General features: G+C 34.8%; 17 protein-coding genes and 3 tRNA genes. 10 read left to right on the top strand and 10 right to left on the bottom strand.

All coding sequences use genetic code 11. The annotated features are described in order from the left end of the window. The first annotated feature begins 142 nt into the window (after positions 1-142). A complete protein-coding gene (gene rho / locus HCX49_RS25030) occupies positions 143-1,624 on the top strand; it encodes a transcription termination factor Rho (protein WP_021188684.1) in 1,482 nt (493 codons plus the stop codon). Between the two features lie 68 nt (positions 1,625-1,692). Then, positions 1,693-2,370, top strand: a complete 678-nt coding sequence (locus tag HCX49_RS25035) for a CDP-alcohol phosphatidyltransferase family protein (protein WP_168128467.1) — start codon at positions 1,693-1,695, stop codon at positions 2,368-2,370. Positions 2,371-2,373: 3 nt separating this feature from the next. Here HCX49_RS25035 and HCX49_RS25040 read toward each other — a convergent pair whose 3' ends face one another. Further along, positions 2,374-2,721: an Hpt domain-containing protein gene (locus HCX49_RS25040; protein ID WP_237682893.1), complete on the bottom strand. Its 348-nt coding sequence runs from the start codon at positions 2,719-2,721 to the stop codon at positions 2,374-2,376. Next, complete coding sequence (gene folK / locus HCX49_RS25045; protein WP_168128468.1) at positions 2,714-3,205, bottom strand: 2-amino-4-hydroxy-6-hydroxymethyldihydropteridine diphosphokinase; 492 nt, start codon at positions 3,203-3,205, stop codon at positions 2,714-2,716. Before folK ends, HCX49_RS25040 begins: the two co-directional genes overlap by 8 nt. Positions 3,206-3,316: 111 nt before the next feature. Between folK and sppA the strand changes: the two genes are divergently transcribed. Together sppA and HCX49_RS25055 are read left to right on the top strand one after the other, a co-directional pair. Then, positions 3,317-5,080, top strand: a complete 1,764-nt coding sequence (gene sppA, locus HCX49_RS25050; protein WP_168128469.1) for a signal peptide peptidase SppA — start codon at positions 3,317-3,319, stop codon at positions 5,078-5,080. 114 nt (positions 5,081-5,194) lie between these two features. Further along, a complete protein-coding gene (locus HCX49_RS25055; protein WP_021188681.1) occupies positions 5,195-6,385 on the top strand; it encodes a phosphoglycerate kinase in 1,191 nt (396 codons plus the stop codon). 60 nt (positions 6,386-6,445) lie between these two features. On the opposite strand, the gene HCX49_RS25060 is transcribed toward HCX49_RS25055, so the two are convergent. Continuing rightward, on the bottom strand, positions 6,446-9,259 hold the full coding sequence (locus HCX49_RS25060; protein ID WP_168128470.1) for a DUF2268 domain-containing protein: 2,814 nt from the start codon (positions 9,257-9,259) through the stop codon (positions 6,446-6,448). A 556-nt stretch (positions 9,260-9,815) separates the two neighbouring features. On the opposite strand from HCX49_RS25060, the gene mgtE reads away from it, so the two are divergent. The 3 genes from mgtE to HCX49_RS25075 all read left to right on the top strand — a co-directional run bounded on the left by mgtE (position 9,816) and on the right by HCX49_RS25075 (position 11,600). Then, positions 9,816-11,198 (top strand): magnesium transporter, encoded by a 1,383-nt coding sequence (gene mgtE, locus HCX49_RS25065; RefSeq protein WP_132772046.1) that lies wholly within the window; start codon positions 9,816-9,818, stop codon positions 11,196-11,198. A gap of 133 nt (positions 11,199-11,331) precedes the next feature. Further along, positions 11,332-11,405, top strand: a tRNA-Asn gene (locus HCX49_RS25070). A 121-nt stretch (positions 11,406-11,526) separates the two neighbouring features. Continuing rightward, positions 11,527-11,600: transfer RNA gene (locus HCX49_RS25075), tRNA-Asn, on the top strand. Positions 11,601-11,639: 39 nt separating this feature from the next. Here HCX49_RS25075 and HCX49_RS25080 read toward each other — a convergent pair. Continuing rightward, a complete protein-coding gene (locus HCX49_RS25080) occupies positions 11,640-13,220 on the bottom strand; it encodes a S41 family peptidase (RefSeq protein ID WP_168128471.1) in 1,581 nt (526 codons plus the stop codon). Between the two features lie 209 nt (positions 13,221-13,429). Here HCX49_RS25080 and HCX49_RS25085 point away from each other — a divergent pair. Both HCX49_RS25085 and HCX49_RS25090 read left to right on the top strand, forming a co-directional pair. Next, positions 13,430-13,503 (top strand) — tRNA-Asn (locus HCX49_RS25085). Positions 13,504-13,565: 62 nt separating this feature from the next. Further along, positions 13,566-14,480 carry a PfkB family carbohydrate kinase gene (locus tag HCX49_RS25090; protein ID WP_031288945.1) on the top strand — a complete coding sequence of 305 codons (915 nt, stop codon included), beginning with the start codon at positions 13,566-13,568 and terminating at the stop codon, positions 14,478-14,480. Here the strand turns inward: HCX49_RS25090 and HCX49_RS25095 are convergent, their stop codons facing one another. The 3 genes from HCX49_RS25095 to murB all read right to left on the bottom strand — a co-directional run bounded on the left by HCX49_RS25095 (position 14,481) and on the right by murB (position 16,540). Beyond that, positions 14,481-14,726, bottom strand: coding sequence for a cytochrome b5 domain-containing protein (locus HCX49_RS25095; RefSeq protein ID WP_021191075.1), 246 nt, complete (start codon positions 14,724-14,726; stop codon positions 14,481-14,483). It abuts the gene before it with no gap. Between the two features lie 20 nt (positions 14,727-14,746). Continuing rightward, positions 14,747-15,259, bottom strand: coding sequence for an RNA polymerase sigma factor (locus HCX49_RS25100; RefSeq protein ID WP_021191074.1), 513 nt, complete (start codon positions 15,257-15,259; stop codon positions 14,747-14,749). Between the two features lie 264 nt (positions 15,260-15,523). Then, positions 15,524-16,540 carry a UDP-N-acetylmuramate dehydrogenase gene (gene murB, locus HCX49_RS25105; RefSeq protein WP_168128472.1) on the bottom strand — a complete coding sequence of 339 codons (1,017 nt, stop codon included), beginning with the start codon at positions 16,538-16,540 and terminating at the stop codon, positions 15,524-15,526. 104 nt (positions 16,541-16,644) lie between these two features. Between murB and HCX49_RS25110 the strand changes: the two genes are divergently transcribed. Further along, on the top strand, positions 16,645-17,250 hold the full coding sequence (locus HCX49_RS25110) for a TetR/AcrR family transcriptional regulator (RefSeq protein ID WP_021191073.1): 606 nt from the start codon (positions 16,645-16,647) through the stop codon (positions 17,248-17,250). Position 17,251: 1 nt separating this feature from the next. Here HCX49_RS25110 and HCX49_RS25115 read toward each other — a convergent pair whose 3' ends face one another. The 3 genes from HCX49_RS25115 to HCX49_RS25125 all read right to left on the bottom strand — a co-directional run bounded on the left by HCX49_RS25115 (position 17,252) and on the right by HCX49_RS25125 (position 20,952). Further along, positions 17,252-18,232, bottom strand: a complete 981-nt coding sequence (locus HCX49_RS25115; protein WP_132772041.1) for a YpdA family putative bacillithiol disulfide reductase — start codon at positions 18,230-18,232, stop codon at positions 17,252-17,254. Between the two features lie 20 nt (positions 18,233-18,252). Then, positions 18,253-20,448: an FUSC family protein gene (locus tag HCX49_RS25120; RefSeq protein WP_206368720.1), complete on the bottom strand. Its 2,196-nt coding sequence runs from the start codon at positions 20,446-20,448 to the stop codon at positions 18,253-18,255. A 93-nt stretch (positions 20,449-20,541) separates the two neighbouring features. Next, the gene (locus HCX49_RS25125; RefSeq protein WP_132772040.1) at positions 20,542-20,952 is read right to left on the bottom strand and encodes an organic hydroperoxide resistance protein; all 411 of its coding nucleotides are present in this window, start codon (positions 20,950-20,952) and stop codon (positions 20,542-20,544) included. Positions 20,953-21,048: the final 96 nt, after the last annotated feature.

The raw sequence follows: 21,048 nt of genomic DNA on the forward strand, positions 1-21,048 counted from the left end.
AGGTTCTCATAATTTATTCCGCTTCAGGTATAGAAGAAATCACTTAGTTCTTAAATCCCTTTGTTTGTTAATCAAAATGATTAATGGAGTGTAATAAATTTCATTTTAAAATAAAATCCTAATATATCATAATAAAAATTTAATGGATATTAATGAATTAAATGCAAAACTCGTGTCTGAATTACGCGAAATTGCAAAATTAATAGGTATCGGTGACGCTGATAAGCTTAGAAAGCAAGAGTTAATTGAAAAAATAATCAGCACTGGTGATGAGTCCGAAAATACTTCTGAAAAAAAGGAAGAAAATCATGATGAGTCAACGGAGAGACCTCGAAAAAGAATAAGAACCGCAAAAGCGTCTGAGCCGGTTACTATCCGTAAAAAAGAAAATGAAGAAACAGATTCAGCTAGCGAAGTAGCAATCTCAGAATCTGAAGAAAATATAAAAGCAGCTCCCGCAATTAAGTCAGCACCTCCAAAAGTAGAAACAGCTTCATCAAATGCAGATTTTGACAATGTTATTGTCAATGAAGGTGTGTTGGAAATTATGCCTGATGGATATGGTTTTTTACGTTCTTCTGACTATAATTATCTTACATCTCCAGATGATATTTACGTTTCTCAGTCGCAAATCAAATTATTTGGTTTGAAAACTGGTGATACAGTCAGGGGTAGCATTAGACCTCCAAAAGAAGGTGAGAAATATTTTCCATTGGTACGTGTAGAAGCGATCAATGGTCAAAATCCTGCTGAAATTCGTGACCGAGTTCCTTTTGATTTCTTAACGCCATTATTCCCTAATGAACGTTTGAATTTGGATTTGGGTACAAGCAACTATTCGACTCGTATCATGGATTTGTTCACTCCTATAGGTAAAGGACAACGTGGTCTTATTGTAGCTCAACCTAAAACAGGTAAAACCAATTTGTTGAAAGAGGTTGCAAATGCTATCGCTAAAAACCATCCTGAAGTTTATTTGATTATCTTATTAATCGATGAGAGACCTGAGGAGGTGACAGATATGGCAAGAAGTGTACGTGCTGAAGTGGTTTCATCTACTTTTGATGAACCTGCAGAGCGTCATGTAAAAATTGCAAATATTGTTTTAGAGAAAGCAAAACGTATGGTCGAGTGTGGTCATGATGTCGTGATCTTGCTAGATTCAATTACACGTTTGGCTCGTGCTTATAATACAGTTGCCCCTGCATCTGGTAAAATATTATCAGGTGGTGTGGATGCAAATGCTTTACATAAACCAAAACGTTTCTTCGGTGCTGCCCGTAATATCGAGCACGGAGGTTCTTTAACTATTTTAGCAACAGCTCTTACAGAGACTGGTTCTAAAATGGATGAGGTTATTTTTGAAGAGTTTAAAGGTACTGGTAACATGGAGTTACAGTTGGATCGTAAATTGGCGAACAAACGTATTTTCCCTGCTATCGATTTGACAGCTTCAAGTACGCGTCGTGATGATTTATTAATGGATAAAGAATCGATTCGTCGTCTTTGGATATTACGTAATCACTTGGCGGATATGAATTCTAATGAGGCAATGGAGTTTTTATTAGCGCAAATGCGTGGTACTAAGTCTAATGAAGAGTTTTTGATTAGCATGAATGGGTAATTCCATTTGATTTTAATAATTTAGCCATCATTTATAAAAAATGATGGCTTTTTATTTATATTGAAAATATGAAAAAACATATTCCTAATACCATAACCTGTTTGAATCTATTTAGTGGATGTATCGGGGTGTTAATGGCACTTAAAGGTGATTATATGACAACAGCTTATTGTGTATTGGCTTCTGGTATATTTGATTTCTTCGATGGTATGGTAGCACGGCTTTTACATGTCAAATCCAACATCGGTAAGGAATTAGATTCACTGGCTGATATGGTTAGTTTTGGTTTCTTGCCAGGTGCTATCCTTTATATGTTATTGTCTGAGGTTTTTATTGAGCAACCCTTGTTTGCTTATTTAGGTTTTGTGGTAACCGTGTTTTCAGCGCTTCGATTGGCAAAATTTAATCTGGATGAACGCCAAACGACTGATTTTATAGGGTTAAATACACCTATGAATACTTTTTATGTCTTATCACTGCCTTTTATTGCTGAAAAATATCCAGATATTATATTAAATCCCTTCTTTCTCTTGATCAGCACTGCACTAACAAGTTTTTTATTGGTAAGTGAGATTAGATTGTTTTCTATGAAGCTATCGTCATTGGCTTTGTCTGAAAATAAATATAAATTTATTTTTGTGATTTTAGCGGTTGTCTTATTTGCTATTTTTCAATTCGTGGCATTGCCAATTATTTTATTAAGCTATATCTTGCTTTCACTGTTACATTTTCAACGTTTGAAATAAAGATTAAATCGATTTTTCATACTGCTCTAATTCTGTAAATAATTCATCGAATTGTATTTTTAATAGGGAGCATTCCGATTCAATGTGATTGATGTCAGCGGTTTCTTTTGCTAATGATTCTATAAGCTGCAGTTGCTCTTTTAAATGTGGTGCTCCAATGTATTCCATAGTAGGTTTGATATGGTGTGCCGCATTATTAATCTCTTGATAGTCTTTCGCTGTTATTGCTGCTGTTAATTTTTCAAAATCTAAAGGAGTTTGTGTTCGGTAAAGGGCGATAAACTCTTTTATCATGTCCTCATTATTAAACATACTTTGCTTGATAATATCTGGTTTTATGTGTTTATACATTTTTTTTGTAGATGTTTACGTCTAAGGGATCTGTGCATATTGCTAAGAGTTCCTTATTACTCTTTTTTAAAATCGGGTGTATATATTCTGGAGCGATCTGGACTAATGGTATTAGTGTAAATTTACGATCCTGTATATAGGGATGTGGAATTTGGAGGTTAGGCAAGTTAATCTGCTCATTTTCGTAATATAAAATGTCAATATCGATCACACGTGCTCCCCATTTTTCTGAACGAACTCTCCCTAATTGATTTTCTATACTTTGACAGATTTCAAGCGCCTCTATTGGGTTAAGAAATGTTTTGACTTCAATTACTTGGTTTAAGAAATTGGGTTGATCTTCTACCCCCCAAGCTTCGGTTTCGACAATAGCTGAAACTTTTGCAATGTTGCCCAAGGAATCCTCCAGAGCGCTTAATGCGCTGTTTAATTGCATTAAACGATCACCCAGGTTTGCTCCTAATAAAATGTAGATGCTTTTCACCTTATAAATATAGAATTTTAGTTAATTAAATAAAAGATTTAAAAATTTATTTGTAACATTTGTACTAAATTGGCAACTAATAAATCAATTGAACTTTAGATTATTCATTTTATGAAATCATTTTTTAAGTATGTACTTGCTACTGTCACGGGAATTGTGATATCATCGGTAGTTTTATTTATTATAATGTTAGGTATTATCGGCGCGTTAGTAACTTCTGCATCTTCGGAAAAAGAAGTAATGGTTAAGGATAATTCAATATTGTATCTTTCTTTTAATCATGAGATTACAGAGCGTTCCATAGATAATCCTTTTGGTTCCTTGGATATTCCTGGTTATAATTTGAAAAATCTTGGTCTTGATGATATTCTGTTGAGAATAAGAACAGCTAAAGAAGATAGTAAGATTAAAGGGATCTTTATGGATGCAAGTACAATTGCTACTGGATTTGCTAGTCTTAAAGAGATTAGAGATGCTTTGTTAGACTTTAAGTCATCGGGTAAATTTATTGTGGCTTACAACGAGGGTTATTCTCAAAAAGCTTATTATGTCGCTAGTGTTGCAGATAAGGTGTATGTGAATCCAGAAGGAACTGTTGATTTTAAAGGATTGGCAAGCTCCACCATGTTTATGAAAGATGCTTTTGATAAATTTGGTGTGGATATGCAGGTTGTAAAAGTGGGAACTTTTAAAAGTGCTGTTGAACCTTATTTCTTAAACCAAATGAGTGAGGCGAACCGTTTACAGGTTAATTCTTATTTGGGAAGTATCTATGATTCATTTATTCAGGAAATTTCAACTTCAAGAAAAATGTCTGCCGACTCATTAAGGAGTATAGCTACAGATTATTTGGTTCGTAACGCTGATGATGCTGTAAGGTATAAATTGGCTGATGCTAAATTGTATAAAGATGAGCTGATTTTAGAATTAAAGAAAAGATTGAACGTAGCAACAAAAGATGATCTCTCTGTTGTATCCCTAATTGACTATAAATCGAAGATGCCGAGTGGTTCTGAATCTAATCAGGTTGCTGTTTTGTATGCTGAAGGTGCTATTGTAGGAGGAGAGGGGACTAAAGGTGAGATTGGATCCGATAAAATTTCACGTGAGCTACGTTTGTTAAGACAAGATGATAATGTGAAAGCAGTTGTTTTCCGTGTTAATTCTCCTGGAGGTTCTGCTTTAGCATCTGATGTTATATGGAGAGAGGTTGAGTTGACAAAGCAAGTAAAACCGATCATAGTTTCTATGGGGGATTATGCGGCTTCGGGCGGTTACTATATTTCGGCGGCAGCAGATTCAATCTTTGCTGAGAATAATACGATTACAGGTTCAATCGGGGTGTTTGGGGTTATTCCAAATTTTAAGAATTTATTGAATAATAAAATAGGTGTTCATTTTGATGGTGTGAAAACTGGTAAATTCTCTGATTTAGGTATGGTTCCGGATCGTCCTTTAACTGCTGAAGAACGCGATATCATCCAGATGGAGGTTAATCGTGTTTATCAAACGTTTATGAAGCGTGTGTCTGATGGTCGTAAAATAACGGTTGCTCAGGTTGATACTATTGGTCAAGGCCGTGTGTGGACTGGTAAACAGGCTGTAGAGATTGGATTGGTAGATCGTATAGGTGGTATTGATGATGCTATTAAAGCAGCAGCAAAGAAAGCAAAAATAGGACAATATGCAGTTAAGCAATATCCTGCCAAAGAGGATGCAATTTCAACTTTTTTAAATTCGTCTAAGGAAAAGGTTCAAATATGGATGGCACAACAGCAAATGGGAGAATTCTATAATTACTTTGATGTGATCAAAAAAGTTTCTGGACAATCTGGTATTATGGCGAAATTGCCGTATTCGATTGAAATACATTAATTATTTTTCATTTTATCAAAAAAAGCCTTTTATTATTCGGATAGTAAAAGGCTTTTTTTATATTTAGCTGTCCATTTGAATAGGTGGGTAAATACTTCATAATAAATAATAGAGATGAAAACAGTTGACAACTTAAACTTCGCTGACAAAAAAGCGCTAATACGTGTAGATTTTAATGTTCCTTTGGATGACAATTTTAATATTACAGATGATAATAGAATTCAAGGTGCGACACCCACGATTAAAAAAATATTAAATGATGGTGGATCTGTTATCTTGATGTCACACTTAGGTAGACCAAAAGATGGGCCTACAGATAAATATTCACTAAAGCACATTGTTTCACATTTATCTGGAGTGTTAGGGGTTGATGTTCAGTTTGCTGCTGATTGTATTGGTGAAGATGCGGTTGAAAAAGCAAAAAATTTGAAACCAGGTCAAGTTTTACTTTTGGAGAATCTTCGTTTTTACAAAGAGGAAGAAAAAGGTGATGTTGCATTTGCAGAGAAATTATCAAAATTGGGTGATGTGTATGTCAATGATGCTTTTGGTACAGCTCACCGTGCTCATGCTTCTACTGCTGTTATTGCTCAATTTTTCCCTGATGCGAAATATTTTGGGTATCTAATGGCTGCAGAAATTGGTAATGCAGAAAAAGTGTTGAATAAGGCTGAACGTCCATTTACTGCTATCATGGGAGGGGCGAAGGTTTCTGATAAATTAGAATTAATCGAAGCTTTATTGGATCGTGTTGATAACCTGATTATAGGCGGAGGTATGGCTTATACTTTTATTAAAGCTCGTGGTGGAGAGATCGGTAAGTCATTAGTTGAGTTAGATAAGTTGGACTTGGCAACAGAATTGGTTAAGAAAGCAGCGGCAAAAGGCGTTAACCTGGTATTACCGACTGATGCTCAAATTGCGGATAAATTTTCAAATGATGCAACTGTTTATGATGGACCAAATGATCAGATCCCTGCGGAATTGGAAGGATTGGATATTGGTAAAGAATCTGGAGAAGCGTTTGCAAAAATAATTGAATCGTCTAAAACTATTCTTTGGAATGGTCCTATGGGGGTTTTTGAATTTGATACCTTTGCTAAAGGTACAAAAGCTGTTGCCGATGCGGTGGTCAATGCAACTGAAAAAGGTGCATTTTCATTGATCGGTGGTGGTGATTCTGCAGCTGCAGTTTCTAAATTTGGAATGACTGAACAGGTAAGTTATGTATCCACTGGTGGCGGTGCTTTGTTAGAATATATGGAAGGTAAAGTTTTACCTGGCGTAAAGGCTATCGAAGGGTAATAACTTTGAAATATAAAACAGGAAAAGGCATCGTTAGATGCCTTTTCCTGTTTTAAGATTTTAGTAGGTATAATTTAAACTAACGGTTGGTACAACTCTTTGTGTAGCGGTAACATCGTTGATATAAGTGAGTTTAAGAGCGGCTTCAAAATTGGGTAATGGGTATCTGAAAGCATTAAAATCTGCTGATACAGAAAGACCGAAAGTTTTTGGACTCATGTCGGACTGGTGATGGATATTTTGATAGTCGGCAAATACCCCTCCCTTAATTCGTTTGATGTACGTTATGCCTCCAACTGCCCAATCTGGATAGCTGATCGGGAATCTGTAGTTTAGTAATAAGGTGTTTTTAATTTTCTCGTACTTATAGTACCCGTAGCCGCTAATTGTTGGTATATCGTTGCTGTATTGATAGCGGCCTGATGCTTTTTGATAACTAAATCTAATTTGAAATCCATGATTACTGACAAATCCAGGAATATAGAATCCACTTCGAATGGAGAAAAGATTTCCTTCTTGATCTTCGAATGGAAGGTGGCGATAAGTCATACTAAAGTTTTGTCCCCATCGAGGTGTGATATCCATTTTTGACATCATGGCGTTTCTATTCCAATAAATTTGATAAGTTAACGGGAACAATACCTTTGAGTCGAAGTTTTTAAGGTTTTTAATACTTGTGTTGTATCGTTGAAGGTATGATGTCGCAAAATTGAAACCTAAGCTATAGACATAATTGCTTTTATAGTAAGCCAATGGAATGGAGATCTGACCACTTATATCATGCTCTCTCCAATCGAAATTGATCGTGCTATCAGATTTACTATTGATTTTTGCTGTTCCTATCTGTCCTTTGTTTTCATATTTAAGTGTGAATTTGGGAAAATATTTATTGTAATTTAAGGTTGCAGAGTAAATAGATTTTTTAATATCGGTATCGTATTCGTAACCGAGTACAAATTGTGTTGTATTTAGAATATTGTTGGAAAGCCAGAATACACCTGGTTTGAAGTTGTCTAAGCTTTCGAAATTGGTGTTGCTAAGGGAAAGGCTGTGAAAATTAAATGTTCTAGATAGGCCTTTATAAGGACTTACATTGTAATCTGAAACACTTTCTGTGATGCTATCAATTTTGTTTTTTAAATTGTTACTAATAGTTTTTATGCTATATGAGTTCTTAAGAACTGTATCGGTGTCATTAAATGTTATTTTGGATATTTTATATCCATTGTACTGGTAATTATTAAAGAGAATTTCTTTTTTATTGACATCATAAGAGGGGTTGAAAGCTCCGAAAGTGGTATTTGTAAGCTTCGTTAATGCTTTTGATAGTTTATTATATTGATATAAATTATCGACACCTGAATATTGTGCTTTAAACAGAAAAAGTTGATCGTTTATGTATTGCGGTCTTTCAAATTGTTCATTGCTCCAGTCCTGAAGAAAAGTAATTTGGGAGGATTCTAATTCGATTTCTACTAAGTTTGTGCCTTTGTTTGAAATAGCAATAGCTACTATTTTTGAGCCCTCTTCATTAAATGAAGGCTGTTGAAGATAAATATCGGAAGCTATCGGAATTCTTTTTAATATTTTTTTGGTTTTAATATCGAGCAATAGAATTGCTGTCTGATTACTTAAATCCACTTCAATTGTCAGTATTTCTGCTTTGGATGGGTGTAGTATGGGATAGAAATAGCGACTTTTAAAACTAATCTGCTCTCGCTTTTTTGTTTCTAAATGGTAAAGGTTGATTACATTGTAGGATCTTTTGGTGTATCGGATATCTCTTTTAACTTCATCCCATACAATCATATTATTTCTGAAATCATAGTTTGGGACGATTTGATTTCCCAATTTTAACAATGATTCTATTTTATTGTTGTTATCTATTTTAACAATTTCAGCTGTTTTTTCTGGGGTCTGTAAAATAGATAGGGTGCTATTGTCGTGATTGTTTTTAGGCAATAACCAATCCTGGTAGTTTTTACTGGATGTTGGTTCAATTATCGGGTAGGATATCGTTGGTCTTTCATGTTCTTCTTTTTTCCATTTAATATTCAGATCATCCATCGTATGTGCAAATAGACTCGTATTATTAAATCCAGTTGTTTTTTTTAGCGACCGACTAAAATTGTAGGGCATCAATATATTTTTGTTGATGTTTTGATACAGTTCGGGTTCAAAGTTCTCCTTTACGTTTTGTTTTAAATAATTGGTCATGAAATAACCAATGGTATAATAGCTCGGTATTTTATCACGATAAGAACCTAATAAATATTTCTCGAATTTATATTTTTTATCAGTTCTTTCATTAGCTTTTAGCGTCATTTCAAAAGAGGGGAGTCGACCTCTTCCTCCTTTGGAATAAAATGTTTCTGCCCAGACTGCATCACCTTCAAAATACCAGGAAGGCAACGTTAGACCGTATATAGCAAGGGCAAGCTGTTCTAAGAACGGTGCCTTTAATTTTCCGGTCAATTTATCAAATTGAGCAACGTGTCTAAGTTCGTGCAATGCTAGATTGGAGAGCCATTCCTGATTATCTGGCTCAGGGGTTGGACTGCTGTACAGCTCCGATTTGCGTGGAGCGAGTTGGACAAAACCATTAGGACGAAGTTCGGTGTTTTGAAGAATTAAAGAAATTTTACGCGGTTTTACTTGTAAGTCTTTATGATTTATTTTTAAATACTGTGTAATTTGACTGGCAAGCGTTGAAGCCTTTTTTTTCATTTCGACCGGAAAGATCAGTTTAAATTCTTTAGTGTCAATCTGATGCCATTTTTGCGATGGAGGTGCCTGACTGTCTTCAAAGATTTGGCAAATACCTTTATGAAAAGTTAAAATCGATAGTATGAAGGAGAGTAGGTAGATTTTCATGTACTTAAGTTGCTGTTGCTAATTATTTTAGATCGATGGTTGTTTTTTTAACTTTCGAATAACTATATAGCTTGATCGTTAGGTGTTTATGTTTTGTAATTCGTTTAAATGTATTCAATAATTTGCAAATTAAATATAGGTTTTTTATTTCAATTTACTGAGTTACTTGTTCTTTATGTTGTAATGAATTGATAGTTAGTGTTGTTGTTATTTTCTTTGATTTAGATTGTCTTATTTGGAGATTTTATGAATTGGATTTAAGAAAAATAAGATCTAACTTTTTATAGATGACTGTTTTTCAGAAGGTTGTTTTTGTAGATTATTGTTGGAGACACTATCATTTATTTTTCTATAGATTAGGTGTATCGATTATGATCACGATCTTTATTTTATGATCTAATACTGCATTAGAATATGTTTTTTATTGTTTTATTACCTATTGAAAATTTCTATTTTCAATAGGTAATAAATAAATTCTTATATTATTTTTAAAAAGACGATTTTTGCATAAAATTTTAAATACACCGATGTAGCATATTAGTAAAGAAAGGGAATTATGGAAGAATTGGAAATGCAGGTAGAACAAATCGAACAGTTCATTGAGTCGAAGGATAATGAGGGGTTACAAGCATATTTAAATGAGCTAAATATTTCGGATGTAGAGGCGTTGATCGATGAGCTACCCGAATATGGCCACATATTCATCGAAACATTAAATTTGAACCGTGCGGTTAATGTATTTCGTATTTTAGATTTCCCTACGCAAGAGCGTATTTTTAAGAAGCTTTCAGGTGCAAAAATTAGTGAATTAATTAATGAGATGCCTCCGGATGACCGGACATCATTTTTCAGTGAACTGAAGGATGGTGATGTCGTAAAACAATTGATTATTTTACTGCCACCTCAGGATCGTAAAGAAGCTCTTTCTTTATTAGGTTATCCTGAAGATAGTGTGGGGCGTCTGATGACCCCAGACTATATCACTGTAAAACCACATTGGAATATCATCCGAATTCTTGAGCATATTCGCCGTTATGGTAAAAATTCGGAAACAATTGATGTGTTATATGTCATTGATGCCGCAGGTAAATTAATAGATGATATTCGTATTAAAGATGTGTTAATGGCAGATCCAAATGTTGTTGTTGGTGATCTTATTGACAATAGGCTTATTTCTCTACATGCGAATGACCCACAAGAAGAGGCTGTGAATATTTTCCGGATGAATAATCGAGTTGCTTTACCTGTTGTTGATGAGCAGGGAATAATGTTAGGTATTGTTACGATCGATGATATTCTTTGGGTGGCAAATGAAGAGTATACGGAGGATATGCAACGATTTGGGGGAACTGAAGCTTTAGATGAACCATATTTGGATGTGTCGATTGTTAATTTAGTTAAAAAACGTTCTGGGTGGTTAGTGGTCTTATTTTTCGGTCAACTGTTAACTGCGACAGTCATTGAGCATTTTGAACATCAATTGGCGAGTGCTATCATGCTCTTCGCATTGATGCCACTGATCATATCGAGCGGTGGTAACAGTGGCTCACAAGCATCTACCTTGATCATTCAAGCCATGGCATTGGGAGAGATTACGATAGGGGACTGGTGGCGTGTTATGAAGAGGGAGATCGTTTCTGGTTTTCTGCTTGGTTTAATATTAGGTATTTTAGGTTTCATCAGAATTATGACTTTTCAGGGTTTTTCTGATGCTTATGGTGAACATTGGGTTTTAGTGGGGCTTGTGGTTGGCTTTTCTTTAGTAGGAGTAGTGCTGTGGGGATCCTTAATGGGATCTATGCTTCCTTTTATTTTAAGAAAGCTTGGTGCTGATCCTGCTAGCTCTTCAGCTCCATTTGTATCGACTTTGGTTGATGTGACCGGCCTATTAATTTACTTCACATTTGCTGTTTTACTCTTGAAGGGTGTTTTGATCTAAATGAGATGAAAATTATTCTTGTTGGAAGCGAGGGAGTTGCAAAAAATGTTTTTAAAAGATTTGTAAGATTGCAATAATCTTCCGATAATTGCATCACCGAAACGGAAATGACGCTTCGGAAAATTAACCGGATTCCTGAATAGCTCAGCTGGTTAGAGCATCTGACTGTTAATCAGAGGGTCGCTGGTTCGAGCCCAGCTTCAGGAGCAAAACGATTTTAGATAGTAAAATCGTGATTCAATCGAAAGTCTAGATTGAATGTATTTAAGAGATAAGAATGCAAATTCTTAAATAACCAAAGAGCTATAGTGATATACTCTTGAATGATTCCTGAATAGCTCAGCTGGTTAGAGCATCTGACTGTTAATCAGAGGGTCGCTGGTTCGAGCCCAGCTTCAGGAGCAAATGAAAGCCTTTCCAGTTTGGAAAGGCTTTTTGCGTTTAGTGTGATTTGATTCTGTTTTCAATCATTCCTTTAAATTGAGGAGGAGAGAGCGCTTTTAATTTTTGAAGTTGGTTTGAACCCGATGCTTTACCGGAGAGCATAGATGTACTATTCGAAAAGTTTCCTGTTACGATGTAATCATATGCGGCTTTAAACGATTGTTCATTTAAATTGCCGAAAGGGTAGTAGGCGTCATCGTTACTTGATTTGTTAACGGATATACCGTTATAATAATCGCTTTCATTTGATGCATTTCGTGATTCAAACATACTGAAATAGACATCATAACCGCCGATTGTCAAGGGGAAAAAACCAATTGGTTTTCCATAGGTTTTTGCTCCCACGATTTTTACGTTTAGATGTGGTTTAAATATATTGATCAATAACTCACTTGCTGAGGCTGTATTTTCTGTTACAATAAATACAAGGGTATTGATATTTATATTACCTGTAGGGTTGAATTTGAATGTATTCCCCGAAATACTGTAATCTAAATCGGTGTATCTGACCTTAACTTTCTCGCCTTTACTGTCTGTCGTTTCAAGGCTCAAGTTCTTTAAATATTTTGTTTTATTGTTTTGCATGGTGCTGTTGAAGTTTTCAGTAAACATAACTTTCCCATTTAATGAATTTGGAGCTATTTTATTGGCAAGAAATTCGGCAGTATTGATATACCCACCTCCGTTGTAGCGCAAATCAATTATGAGATCTGTAATACCGGCGTGCTGAAATTTATTAAAGGTTGCCGTTAAATCGGCTTGGGTGTGGCTTAGTTTGGAGAAGGAATTGAAAACAAAATAGCCAACCTTTTTTGTTTTATCTAAATATATGCTGTCTTTAATGACTGATTTTGTTTGATATCTTATTTTGTTCAAAGTTATCTCAAATGGGGTACCGCTACTTTTTTTTCCTTTAATAATTGCAGATTGGCTTTCAAAAAGCGCGTTGCTTAAGGAGGGTACTTCATGATTGAAATTGGTGCCATACTTAACTCCATTGATTTCGGTGATGATATCTCCACGTTGTAATCCCGAAATTGCAGCTGGTGATCCAGGATAAGTCAATTGAACTAGGATCTTGTAATTCTGCTCGACCCCGTATAGACCTATCTTCAGACCTAAATCGTCTCCATTTCCTTCTAAATCGAGGTTTGACAATTCATTTTTTTTAATGAATGATTTACTTCCATCGTAGCTTTCTTTGTCGATGTAACTGTATTTTGTATCGTTATTATCGATTTCATTGTATTCATAGGGTTTTCCAGTAGCAGGGTTTGTACCATATCTAGTAATATTGAATAGTACTTTATTCAAGCTATTGAATTCGACGCTTCCTTTGCTAAATTGTCTCGAATTAAATACTTCATAAGTGGGTAATTGGTCGTTCCAGAAATAAATGTCCTGTGCATAGTAGAATAGTGAGTCAGCTAATCGATCTACGCGACTGACTTTTTTTTCAGATTCTGGTTCTACAACATTCTCCTTTGGCTTTTCTTCCTCTAGATTTTTTTTACTGCAACTGAACAGCATAGGAGCAAATAAAAGCAATGTGATTGTTTTTAAAAGTGGTTTATTCATGAAAATCGGTTATGTAAGAAATTTATAGTGATGGTTAAGCTATGTAATTGCCTTGTTTTCAATCGCTACAATTTGATAATCTAAATATGATGAATATTTAGATGAAAAAAAAGTAAAAAATCTTTAAAAAAGATTTGGAAATACGTTGGATTTAGCTATTTTTGTGGCATCAAAAGAGAAAGATATATAGTCATCTTTCTTATGAAGATTCCTGAATAGCTCAGCTGGTTAGAGCATCTGACTGTTAATCAGAGGGTCGCTGGTTCGAGCCCAGCTTCAGGAGCGTTAGGTGAAACCGGCTTTATAGCCGGTTTTTTTTTGTTTACAGTTATTTATTTATATACTATGAGTTTAGTAGTAATGGGCACGGTAGCATTCGACGCTATCGAAACGCCTTTTGGTAAAACAGATAAAATTGTTGGCGGAGCAGGTACTTTTGCAGCTCTTTCTGCGTCTTTTTTATATGACCAGGTGAAATTAGTAGGTGTAATCGGTGAAGATTTTGGTGATGATAACTTAAATATCATTACGAGTAAAGGTGTAAATGTAGAGGGGATTCAGATTATTGAAGGTGGAAAATCATTTTTCTGGGCAGGTAAGTATCATAATGATATGAATAGCCGTGATACAATCACTACAGAATTGAATGTATTAGCTGACTTTGATCCGATTATTCCTGAGAGCTACCAGGATTGTGAGTTCTTGCTATTAGGCAATGCTACTCCTCAGATTCAGATGACTACTTTAAATCGTCTAAAGAACAAACCTAAATTGGTTGTTTTGGATACCATGAACTTCTGGATGGATATCGCGATGGATGATTTGAAAGCGGTGTTGAAGCATGTTGATGTTTTGACAATCAACGATGGTGAAGCGCGTCAATTATCTGGTGAATATTCGTTGGTGAAAGCTGCCGCAACTATTCTTGAGATGGGACCTAAATATTTGATTATTAAAAAAGGTGAGCATGGTGCATTATTGTTTGGTGAAGGACAAATTTTCTCTGCACCAGCATTACCACTGGCAGAAGTATTTGATCCAACAGGTGCTGGTGATGCATTTGCTGGTGGCTTTATAGGATATCTGGCGAAGGTAAAAACGATTAACTTTACCAATATGAAAAATGCGGTTATCTATGGATCGGCGTTAGCATCATTCTGTGTTGAGAAATTCGGTACGGAGCGTTTGCAAACGTTAACGCAAGACGAGATTGAAGCTCGATTAAAAGCCTTTGTTGCTTTATCTAAATTTGATATTTAATTATCCGATCTTTCCTATTATAGGAAATTTTTTAAATACTTGATCTGAGTGAGGAGCTTCTGAAAGCTCCTCAGTTAGGTCTTGACCTGCCCAATGTTCGTAATGTTTTCCGGACCTCCATAATCGACTTTCTGTAACATCATATATAATGCCCTGAAAAGCAACCCATATTTCAGGCTTATCTTGCCCATTTCGTAAAGCAAGTTTTGATTTAGAATATACCGTTAACTCCTCATGATTGTCCATAGGACGAAGTTATAAAAAACTTAGTCGATAAGTTTATATGTGGATAATGATTTCTTCATTACTTTGCGGGCGATATGTATCCGGGTTTTTACAGTACCAATTGGGATTGCTAAATATTCTGAAATTTCATGGTATTTATAGCCTTCGAAATACATGCTGAATGGAACGTAGTAGTCTTCTGATAATTTTGAAAGCGCATCATGGATGTCTTCCATGACAAATTTGTTTTCACCTTGATTTTTTGATGCTGATAAGATCAAGTTTGCATTTGAAATTTCTTCTTCTTTTGTTATGAAAGAATTCGTTTTAACAATTCTGCGGTAATTGTTAATGAATGTATTTTTCATAATAGTATATAACCATCCTTTAAGATTGGTTCCTTCTCTGAAGTTGTTGAAATATGTAACAGCCTTAAGCAGAGTGTCCTGCACTAAATCGTTAGCATCTTCGTTGTCATTTGTAAACTTCTTTGCATAGTGTTTTAGAGAGTCTGACTGCTCTACCACTAACGAGTTGAATTCATACTTAGTCATATCACTGAATTTTTATTCACTTTAAAATGAATGGTTTACAAAACACTGAGTGAGAAATTGAAATGTTGATTCCTCAGCGATTTTAATACGGTTCAGTTGACTAATCGCAAATAGTATGCTAATTATTGAGAATTGATATAAATTTAATAAATATTTAACAGGAAGTTTCGTCTATAGAAATGTTATTTTGTGTAAAACGCCTAGCCAGAAGCTTTAAATGACCATTTTTATAAAGCTATTTTTAAAATATTTTTTTATTAAAAATCAAAAAATATTTACTTCACGTTCTAACTTTACATTGAATTTTTGATCAACATCGTTTATTATTTTAGACGATAATTCAAAAATTTCAGTTCCGCTTGCAGATTGTACATTTATTAGTACAAGTGCTTGATTTTTCCATACACCTGCCTGGCCGATTACTTTCCCTTTCCATCCGCATTGCTCTATTAACCAGCCTGCAGCTAACTTTACACCACCATCGGGCATGTTGTAACTGACTATATCTGGATAGAGTTCTTTTAATCCCTGATATTTATTTAATGAAATAATCGGGTTTTTAAAAAAGCTTCCAGCATTGCCTACCGTACTTGGATCAGGTAATTTTTCAACTCGAATAAAGGATACCACTTCTGCAATATCTTTTATGGTAGGATCACTTATATTTCTTTTTTTTAGTTCGGCACTTATGGCTCCATAAGAGGTATTTATTGATGGAGAAGAATTAACTTTGTAAGTAACCTCTGTAATTATATATCTTCCTTTTTGTTCTGATTTGAAAATACTATCCCGGTAAGAAAATTTGCAATCTTCATTATAGAATATTCTAAACACTCCTTCTAATGTGTCGAAAGCAATACAACTGTAAAAAATGTCCATAAGCTCGGTGCCGTATGCGCCTATGTTTTGAACTGGAGAAGCGCCCACTGTTCCAGGAATTAGAGCCATGTTTTCTAAACCACTATAATTGTTATTGACACAGAACCAAACGAGTTCATTCCATATTTCACCACCTGCAGCGGTGATAAAGATGTCGTTCTGATGCGGTTTTGCTGTAATCCCCTTAATGTTGATTTTAATGATATAACCTGCGTATGGTTGGGTAAATAAAATATTGCTTCCACTTCCCAATGTCAAGAAATCTTTTTCAAATATTCCGGCTTCATAAACGCTTAATAACTGAGTGGGTTCTGTTATTTCAATGAAATGTGAAGCAACTTCAGTAATGCCGAATGTGTTATATTTTTTTAAAGAGATATCTGACTGTATATTTATACCCATTGTTGACTAGTTTTTTCAAAAATTCAAAAAAATAAATTATCTTTATATAATAGTTAGTAAAGATAGTACAAAGCAGTTATTATGTGTAATTAATTTTTGAATTGATGGCAAATGCAGATTTAAAGAGGACAAGGATTTTAGAGGCAGCAACGCGTAGATTTGCTCATTTTGGTATGGCCAAAACAACCATGTCCGAAATTGCAACTGATCTGAACTTTTCAAAAGCACTTCTTTATTATTATTTTCCAGATAAGAATAGTCTTTATTCTGCTGTATTCGAGTATGTGATTGATAAGATGGTGCAGGATATTAGAGAGAAGATCAACACCTGTGATGATTTTGAAGAAATCATGATGTATACCATCGATAAAAGAGTTGAACTAATTAATCAATATTATAATCTTTTTGAATATACGATCAATATGGTCAAAGAACTTCCTGAAGAACTGGAACGCGTTTTCAAAGAATCTTATGTAAGGGAGGTTGATCTTTTTGCTGAAATATTAGAAATAGGTGTTGAAACTGATAAAATCGAGGTAGAGGATGTTGAAGAGACTGCCCGCATTTTATTATATTCTTTGTTTGGAATGAGAATGGGAATATTGAAAGATATGAAGAATATGCTGTTTCCGACCAAGGATGAATTTGATGTGATATTAAGTTTGCAGAAGAAGATGATGCAAATATTTTTGAGAGGTTTAAGAAAGTAAATTATTCTCTCATTTCTTTCTTCTTGATATCAGCTAAAATTTGTTTTGCGTGTATTCGTGAATTTTCAATGAACCATAAATGAGTATTTAAACCTCCGCAGACCACTCCTGCAAGATACAACCCATCAATATTTGTTTCCATACTATCAGGATCATGTTCAGGAAGACAGGGTGATTCGGAGGGAATATGAATACCGATTTTTTTAAGAAAGTTGAAATTTGGCTGATATCCTGTCAGGGCCAAAACAAAATCATTTTCTAGTATGATATCGCCTGTTGGGGTATGGACGTGCGCGTGCGAATCTGTGATCTCTTTTAATTTGCTATTATATAGTACACGTATTTCGCCGGAGGCGATTCTGTTTTCAATATCTGGTTTGACCCAATATTTTACTCTTGGACTAATTTCTTTCCCGCGAATCACGAGCGTAACGTCTGCGCCTTTTCTATAAGTCTCAAGTGCGGCATCAATTGATGAATTGCTTGCTCCAACTACAATTACTTTTTGATTGGCATAATAGTGCGGATCCTGATAATAATGTTTTACTTTTTCTAATTCCTCACCTGGAATATTAAGTAGCGTGGGGATGTCGTAAAACCCGGTAGCAATGATGACATTTTTCGAACTGTAGGTATTTTTTATCGTATTGATTTTGAAAAGATGGTGATCTTTTGTTATTTCAGTTACTTCTTCGAATAGTCGGGTATTGAGCTTAAATTTCTGCTGGATGCGGCGATAATATTCTAATGCTTCTGCTCTTTTTGGTTTAGGTAATGTGGTTACAAATGGGATGTCGCCAATTTCTAAGCGGTCGGAAGAGGAAAAGAAAGTCATATTTTGCGGATAATTATATAACGAGTTCACCAAACATCCTTTCTCCAGGATCAGGTATGTCTTGTCATTTAAAGATGCTTCTAAAGCACAGGCCAGTCCAATTGGTCCTCCGCCTACAATGATGATATCGTAATAATTATCGTGCATAGTTGCTTGTTGTATGAAAATTAATGCATTTTATTGTTTAACATGGGGTCGATCTCAGCGCTTGTTTTTTCTTTTAATTGCTGTACCAATTTAGCTACGTCTGCAACAATTTTAGTAATAAATTGAAGTTGTTCGGTCATTAAAGTACTGTTTTCATCGGCCGTTTCATCAACTGATATTTGATTTTCTGGTATTTGAAAATCTACAGGTATAAATTGATTTTCTTCATTGGGGTTGGCCAATGCTTTGATAGCCGTTTCTAAGGAACTTAATATTTTACGGATCAATTTAATATGTTCTTTTGTTATTGTGTGGTTGACTCTTGAGGATGTAACCTGATTATGTAGGGTTACTGCAAATGAGGCTAAAACATGGTTAAAAATAACAAACTTGTTTACATCTTTTGTGTATTTCTGTTTATTTTTTGGTTCCGTCAACATGCGTTGAAAGGTTGATCCCATATTGGCTGTTTCAACGTAAAGTTTTTTCCTTACCAGTTTGTATTCTGTAATAGTGGGCTCATTTCCTGCGATTTCTTTTAAAGTTAGTGCTATATAGTGATAGCTTGCGATAAGTAGTTTTTGCATGGAGAATTTGACCTGCGTCGCTTCCCAATTTGGGAAAATGACATAACTGGACAAAAATGCTATCATGCCACCTATGAAAGTATCTAAAATACGCTCTTTTGTTACCTCCATGGTATTTGTACTTACAAAACTTAGCATAATGAGTACATAGGGCGTCATAAAAATAACAGCAACGATATAATTGACCCGAAAAAGACTGTATGCACTTAGGAAGAAAAAAATAAGCAAAACAAAGCGAATCGTTTCATCGTGAACTACGAATAAAATAAGAGCGCCAATAAGACCGCCGATTACGGTTCCCATGAGACGCTGTATATTTCTTGATTTTGTTAAGCCAAAACCAGGTTTTAAAATCACCATAATTGTCAACAGTATCCAAAAGATATTTTCAGTTATATGAAATGATTTGGCTACAAAATAAGAAACAGACATGACAATAGCCATGCGTAATGCGTGTCTAAAATAAGTGGATTCTAGGGTTAAATTTTCTCTTATTTTTTTAAAATCAATGATCGAAGGTTCTATAAATTTTTTTGCTTCGTCAATTTCCATTTTATTAACTTCTGTAGATTTTAAATGGGAATAGCTGTAGATATCATTGATATGTCTGATGATATCTCGGACATTGATTAAAATCTTCCTTAAGGCAATCGTACTGTATTGAAGCTCTTTTTCAACAGTATCAATTTTTTTATGTAATAAATTGATCTCTTGATCAAAGTTATACATAGGTTTCGGCATTCTGTTGGCATTGAGTTGATATGCAATGTGATCGAGCTCATTCGTCAGTTTTAAAATGATATGTTTGAATTCGTTCAAAATACCGGTATGACCAAATTTTTCACTGACGGTGTTATAGTCATAATGTGTTGCCATACTTTGTTCAAAAAGGTCAATGATATCATTGAAGACAAAGGTTAGATAGCGGCCCGTTTTCGTGGTATCTTTTATGGATCGCTTACTTTGAAAAAGTAAGTTTCTTACATTTTCTTGATGATCATTTACTTCTACTTGTTTTTCGATAAGTTTAAGGTAATTCTTATCATTATCTACATTGATATCATAAAAATTAGCCTTTAATCTGAGGTAATCGGCAACATGACGAATGGATTCTGCGAGTTCCTGCTGTGTTAATCTGTATGGACGAATCTGCGTGATGGATAGGCTGATGATGATATACCAGAGGCATCCGATACTATAGTAAAATAGATATGATAGGGCACTAAATAGGGTAAATGGCGTATCGACATGTATCAACATCATTAGCATACACATTAATCCTACATTCGCAGCTCGGGCATTGAAAACTGCAAACATTGCGAAGATAAAACATAATGCCGCAATGAGTATGGTCAATAAATAGATATTAGCGTTTACGGAAACAGTAAGTATAAAGGTAATGATGGTTAATATACCTGCAAAATACATTCCGGTACGGCGATGGGAAGGGGCACCGGGCGTGTCTGATAATCCGACCAATAAGGCTCCTAATGACACATATGTACCATTTATGAATTGACCCATGGCGGCAAAAATAATGACAGGAACTATGCATCCAATGGTTATCCTAATACCATCTGCGAAATATTGGCTATAAAAAAAACTCTTTATCTCTTGTGTCTGCTTCATAATATCGAATACAAACAAATATACAAGATTGAATAGGAAAAGCTATGCTTTTTATTGTAAAAGCATAGCCTGTTAATATTTAAATATAAGAATCTAAATTCCAGTTATTTTGGTTTCTATATTTCCTTTGGTTGCCTTAGAATAAGGGCATACACGATGTGCTTTTTCGGCAAGCTTTTGAGATTCTGATGCACTTAATGTGGGAATGTGCAAATCAATTTCAGCTGAGATAAAAAATGCATTGTTTTCTTCATTAAATGAAGCTCTTACGGTTACGGTAGCATCTTTCATGTCGACATGATCTTTTTCTCCTACTGCAGCTACGGCACCTAAAAAGCATGAACTCCATGCTGCTGCAAATAATTGCTCAGGGTTGGTGGCATTACCTTCACCTCCCATTGCTGTTGGTTTTTTAACGATTAAATCAATTATTCCATCTGAAGATTTCACTTCGCCATTACGTCCGCCTGTTGCCGTAACTTCTGCTGTATATAGTTTTCCCATTTCGCTATTTGTTGAATGATGTAAAATAATATAACAAATGGCAAAAGGTTTTTGTTCTTAATAATATTGTAATATTACAATGTTATTATTATCTAT

Origin of the sequence: Sphingobacterium sp. B16(2022) (genome assembly GCF_012030425.1) — a bacterium.
In the GTDB taxonomy this organism is placed as follows: Bacteria; Bacteroidota; Bacteroidia; order Sphingobacteriales; family Sphingobacteriaceae; genus Sphingobacterium; species Sphingobacterium anhuiense.

Excerpts from the sequence above, each read along its gene's own strand:
- rho (WP_021188684.1), top strand. The coding sequence starts at position 143 with ATGGATATTAATGAATTAAATGCAAAACTCGTGTCTGAATTACGCGAA.
- HCX49_RS25035 (WP_168128467.1), top strand. The coding sequence starts at position 1,693 with ATGAAAAAACATATTCCTAATACCATAACCTGTTTGAATCTATTTAGT.
- HCX49_RS25040 (WP_237682893.1), bottom strand. The coding sequence starts at position 2,721 with ATGTATAAACACATAAAACCAGATATTATCAAGCAAAGTATGTTTAAT.
- sppA (WP_168128469.1), top strand. The coding sequence starts at position 3,317 with ATGAAATCATTTTTTAAGTATGTACTTGCTACTGTCACGGGAATTGTG.
- HCX49_RS25055 (WP_021188681.1), top strand. The coding sequence starts at position 5,195 with ATGAAAACAGTTGACAACTTAAACTTCGCTGACAAAAAAGCGCTAATA.
- HCX49_RS25060 (WP_168128470.1), bottom strand. The coding sequence starts at position 9,259 with ATGAAAATCTACCTACTCTCCTTCATACTATCGATTTTAACTTTTCAT.
- mgtE (WP_132772046.1), top strand. The coding sequence starts at position 9,816 with ATGGAAGAATTGGAAATGCAGGTAGAACAAATCGAACAGTTCATTGAG.
- HCX49_RS25080 (WP_168128471.1), bottom strand. The coding sequence starts at position 13,220 with ATGAATAAACCACTTTTAAAAACAATCACATTGCTTTTATTTGCTCCT.
- HCX49_RS25090 (WP_031288945.1), top strand. The coding sequence starts at position 13,566 with ATGAGTTTAGTAGTAATGGGCACGGTAGCATTCGACGCTATCGAAACG.
- HCX49_RS25095 (WP_021191075.1), bottom strand. The coding sequence starts at position 14,726 with ATGGACAATCATGAGGAGTTAACGGTATATTCTAAATCAAAACTTGCT.
- HCX49_RS25100 (WP_021191074.1), bottom strand. The coding sequence starts at position 15,259 with ATGACTAAGTATGAATTCAACTCGTTAGTGGTAGAGCAGTCAGACTCT.
- murB (WP_168128472.1), bottom strand. The coding sequence starts at position 16,540 with ATGGGTATAAATATACAGTCAGATATCTCTTTAAAAAAATATAACACA.
- HCX49_RS25110 (WP_021191073.1), top strand. The coding sequence starts at position 16,645 with ATGGCAAATGCAGATTTAAAGAGGACAAGGATTTTAGAGGCAGCAACG.
- HCX49_RS25115 (WP_132772041.1), bottom strand. The coding sequence starts at position 18,232 with ATGCACGATAATTATTACGATATCATCATTGTAGGCGGAGGACCAATT.
- HCX49_RS25120 (WP_206368720.1), bottom strand. The coding sequence starts at position 20,448 with ATGAAGCAGACACAAGAGATAAAGAGTTTTTTTTATAGCCAATATTTC.
- HCX49_RS25125 (WP_132772040.1), bottom strand. The coding sequence starts at position 20,952 with ATGGGAAAACTATATACAGCAGAAGTTACGGCAACAGGCGGACGTAAT.